Raw genomic sequence first — 4,592 nt, 5'->3', positions numbered from 1 at the left:
CCTCCGAATCAAAATGGGCAATATCGGCTAAAGGAAATCCGCTATCACACAAATCGCTTGTTCCTATTTTCAGCAGTGAACTATCGGGGCTGTTTGAGAGGCAATAGCGTTTGCAACCGTATGGGCTACACCTTTTCGATGTTTACTCTTATGGAATCGCCCTTCATTAAGTCCACAGAGGGCTTAAACCTCAGTGTCTCAACATTATCAATCCTAACTCTCACGTCATCGGTTTTTCCGATATTTCCGGTTGCCGTGCCCAATGCTTCTCCGACTTTGGCTGCCCCTCTGCGTTCCTCCCCTTGATTCTTTTGGCCTCTCCTGGTCCAGTCCGCTTCGATGGTTACGCTTATGGAATCACCCTTCTTTAAGTCCACAGAGGGCTTAAACCTCAGTGTCTCAACATTGTCAATCCTAACCCTCACGTCACCGGTTTTTCCGATATTTCCGGTTGCCTTGCCCAATGCTTCTCCGACTTTGACTTCCCCTTTGCGTTCCTCATTTTCTTTCGCTTGCTCCTTCTTGGCCCACCTCGCCCGCCTTTCGTCGTAGTCCGTTGTCATAATACCCTCCTGCTAAAGAGCCGATTAATACATACCCTACATACCACCACCGGGTGGCATGCCTGGCATTTTCCCCTTCTCCGGTATGTCGGAAACCATTCTTTAAATAAGGTCAAGCGTGCAAACGAAGTGCTAGAGACACTACACTAGCGCCTGATTACGGTATTGCCGTCACGCCGCCATTTTCCGCTCAGGAGTTCGCTGGCGTCGAGCAGGGCCTGCAGAGTCCGGTATCGCGAGGCACTCAGCTTGGAGACACCGAGAAACTTGGCGGCATCGCCGGCAGCGTTGGGCCCGGGAATCCGGTCTCCAGATGCGGCAGCCCGTTTTGACCATGCGGCGTCAATCCTGACATCCCACCCCGTATCGGTAACTTCGGGAACAGGCGCAGGCGCAGGCACTGTAGCTGTCTCGGCGAGTTCAACGGTTACGTCTCCCGCCCCTCCCGGTCGGGTAACTTTTACGCCGGGGGACGCCTCAAGGTACCTGGTGAAGGTGGAATGACCCAGCACACGAAAGCTGAAGCTCGGGTCGAGACGTTGCAGGGCCTGGTGAAGCTTGCTCCCGACCACCCTGCCCTGCTCATCCATTGTGGCCTCAACGGCACGGGTAAGGAGAACGTCTGAACTGCGTCCCTTTCCCTTGTGTACCCTGGCCCGCGGCTTCGCTTGCTTTTCCAGGTAGTAGTACCGGTCACACGATATCACCAGTGAGTGCGGGGCATTCTTCTTGTCCCCGGCACCGATTACCATCTTTCCGGCCGCCCGAAGTCGGCTTACCAGGGGCACGAAATCACTGTCTGCGGACACGATAACAAAAGTGTCAACCGTAGACTGGTACAGCAGGTCGACGGCGTCAATTCCCAGACGTATATCACTCGTGTTCTTACCCGAGGGGGTTGCATGGAATACCTGGATTGCCTCAATACCCAGCTCGAGAAGCTGGTCACGTTTGTTGCCAGCCACGGACCAATCGCCATAAGCCCGCTTTACAATTATCCGCCCGATATCTGCCAGCTGGTCGAAGAGCCACTGTATCGAAGATAGACCAACGTTTTCAACATCAACCAGCACGGCAATCTGCCGGTCAGTCGAAGAAGCAATAGTTGTCATTTTACCTCCACACCGGAACCACTTGTCATTAAATCCGACCGATTCGTCTGGACTTCAATGTAGGGCTTTGCAGGTCATTTGTCAATTCTGCAAGGCTACGGAGAGCTACACGCCTCATTCCGGGACGTACATATCGGCCGGTACGATTATGTTAAGGCCAGACCTTCGTATCGTCAAGTCCGTCGCTGGTCCGTGATGGCGATTCCACTCAAAGAGTGATATTGTAATACTCGCACGGGAATTTGCCGAAGCAGTCCACGGTTGATTCTGCTGCGAGGAGACAGGTAGACCATGTTCGATGTCTGCGTGGTTGGACACGTCACCAGAGATATAGTGAATATCGGCACCAGGCAAACGGAGATGCCCGGCGGTACTGCCTGCTATTCATCGCTGGCTATGAAGAGCCTGGGTATGGACGTGGCGGTCGTCACCAGGCTCAGTGAATATGATAGGAGCCTCCTTGATTGTCTGTACCGGGATAGGATCGCCGTTTTTCTCAGGGAGAGCCCGCAAACAACCACTTTCATAAACATCTACCCGGAAGGAATGGAACAGAGAAGGCAGAAGGTAACCGGTATTGCGCTCCCGTTCACTGCTGAAGATGTCGATGGTATCCAGGCAAAGGTCTTCCACCTCGGCCCGTTGACCAGAGATGATATCCCTCTCGAAGTAATAGTGTCTCTTGCTGAAAGGTCCGTCGTTTCTCTGGATGCGCAGGGCTTTCTCAGGGAGAATGAGACCACCGATAGTAATGAAGGACAGGTGCGGTTGACGGACTGGCCGGACAAAGAAGAAGCTCTGCGACGGGTCACCATCCTTAAGACTAACGAGGAAGAGGCACGTGTCCTGTCTCACGAAGAAGACCTGAGACGAATGGCACTGCGGCTGTCCGAATACGGCCCGGCAGAGGTCATTATCACCCGAGGTAACCGGGGTTCGCTAATCTATGCCGGGGACCGGTTCTATGAAATTCCCGCCTTTCCTCCCCGGAGACTGGTCGACCCCACCGGGTGTGGCGATACCTACATGGCAGGTTATCTCTTCCTGAGGCAGACCGTGAGTGACCCCGGCAAAGTGGGGGAATTCGCTGCCAGAACGGCAACCGCCAAACTGGAGCACAGCGGCCCGCTGATTTTCGAACAGCCATAGGCTTTTCAGACCCTATCTCCGGCTGAGCCTTTGATAGATGTCGTGGGACATTGTACCGCCAATGATGTTCCGGACATTGAAACCGTTAAGCCGCAGAATGCGAGTGGCGAAGTAGGACCTGTATCCAACTATGCAGTACGGCACTATCTCCCGGTCACGCGGCAGCTCTTCCATCCTGCCCCGCAACGCATTAACAGGCATATTTACGGCCCCTTCCACGTGACCAGCCTCATACTCACCCGGTGTACGAACGTCAAGAATCATTGAGTATGCCCGGTCGATATCTTCCCAATGGACTAGCGGGGCATCTCCCCGGAGAGCGTTGGCGGCAATCATCCCGGCGATGTTCACCGGGTCTTTGGCAGCCCCAAACTGTGGCGCGTAGCATAGCTCGCTCTCTTCCAGGTCAAAGACGGTCGCTCCCTTCTGTATCGCCATCGAGAGCACGTCGATGCGCTTCGCCACTCCATCCCCTCCTACCACCTGGGCACCGAGAACCTTGCCATCCGGGGTCGAGAATAGCAGCTTTATCGTCATGTCCCTGGCACCGGGGTAGTAGTCCACGTGGTCGGTAGTATGCAGGTAGACCTTATCATACTGAGCCGGTTTACCATTGATGCCGTTTCGCCGTAACGTCCTCTCCGAAGCACCCGTTGCTGCTACCGTTATGTCAAAAACTCCGCACACGGCGGTGCCCTGCACCCCGCGAAACACAGAATCCCGTCCCAGAATGACATCGGCCGCAATCCGGCCCTGCCGATTGGCCGGGCCGGCGAGGGCAAGGAGCGTCCATTGGCCGGTTATCACATCCCGTACCTCCACGGCATCACCCACAGCCCAGATACTCCCGTCACTGGTGCGCATACGGTCATCGACACGTATGCCCCCGAGTTCCCCTATCTCAAGTCCAGCCTCTCCGGCCAGCTTCACCTCAGGGCGAACGCCAATAGCGAGTATTACCATATCGCACGCGTACCCTTGTCCTGATTTGGTGCGAACAGTGATGGCGTTGCCATCTACATCCGGTTCGAACCCGGCAACAGCATCACCCAGGTGCAGGGTAACCCCTTTGGCAGTCAGATGGTCCTCGATGGGTAACGCCATCTCCGGGTCAAGTACCGCCATTACCTGCGGCAGCATTTCAACGATTTCGACGGATATTCCCCGCCTGGCCAGGTTCTCCACCATCTCAAGACCGACGAACCCTCCTCCCACTACGATAGCCCGTTTTACCTGGTGTCCGTCAATCCACTCCCTGATTACGCGGCTGTCCGGAATGGTCCGCAGTGTGAAGATGCCCGGGAGGTCAATCCCCGGTAAGGGCGGGCGGATAGGGGTTGCTCCGGGAGAAAGGACCAGGGCATCGTAGCTCTCACGGTAGACGTTGCCCGTGGTCAGGTCCTTTACCTCCACTTCTTTGCTGTCACGGTCTATCAGCCTGACCTCGTTCTGTACCCTGACATCGATATTGAACCTTGCCCGGAAATGCTCCGGTGTAGCGACAAGCAGGTCCGCTTCATCCGGGATTACGTTACCGACGTGATAGGGCAGGCCACAGTTGGCAAATGATACGAATGGTCCTCGCTCGAACATGATAATCTCTGCTTCCTCCGACATCCGGCGCGCACGTGCCGCACAGGATGCACCCCCGGCCACACCCCCGACTATCAGTATCCTCGGCCTACCCGCTGCTCCCTGAAATTGCTGGTCCATTGACCTCACCACCTTTCCTACCCTGATTCCGTTGACTGCCCATAACGCCAATAAA

The 4,592-nt window shown here is 55.4% G+C and carries 4 protein-coding genes; 1 reads left to right on the top strand and 3 read right to left on the bottom strand.

Going from position 1 to position 4,592, the window contains the following annotated elements; all coding sequences use genetic code 11:
* Positions 1 to 125 precede the first annotated feature (125 nt).
* Together VMW13_11200 and VMW13_11195 are read right to left on the bottom strand one after the other, a co-directional pair.
* The gene (locus tag VMW13_11200) at positions 126 to 563 is read right to left on the bottom strand and encodes a hypothetical protein (protein HUV45380.1); all 438 of its coding nucleotides are present in this window, start codon (positions 561 to 563) and stop codon (positions 126 to 128) included.
* Positions 564 to 709: 146 nt separating this feature from the next.
* Complete coding sequence (locus tag VMW13_11195; protein HUV45379.1) at positions 710 to 1,675, bottom strand: NYN domain-containing protein; 966 nt, start codon at positions 1,673 to 1,675, stop codon at positions 710 to 712.
* A gap of 291 nt (positions 1,676 to 1,966) precedes the next feature.
* On the opposite strand from VMW13_11195, the gene VMW13_11190 reads away from it, so the two are divergent.
* Positions 1,967 to 2,824: a PfkB family carbohydrate kinase gene (locus VMW13_11190; protein ID HUV45378.1), complete on the top strand. Its 858-nt coding sequence runs from the start codon at positions 1,967 to 1,969 to the stop codon at positions 2,822 to 2,824.
* Between the two features lie 12 nt (positions 2,825 to 2,836).
* On the opposite strand, the gene VMW13_11185 is transcribed toward VMW13_11190, so the two are convergent.
* Positions 2,837 to 4,592: FAD-dependent oxidoreductase (locus tag VMW13_11185; protein ID HUV45377.1), on the bottom strand; the 1,756-nt coding region annotated here is incomplete at its 5' end.

The sequence above is a fragment of the Dehalococcoidales bacterium genome (assembly GCA_035529395.1).
Classification (GTDB): domain Bacteria; phylum Chloroflexota; class Dehalococcoidia; order Dehalococcoidales; family Fen-1064; genus DUES01.
This window is presented reverse-complemented; position numbering and strand designations above follow the sequence as displayed.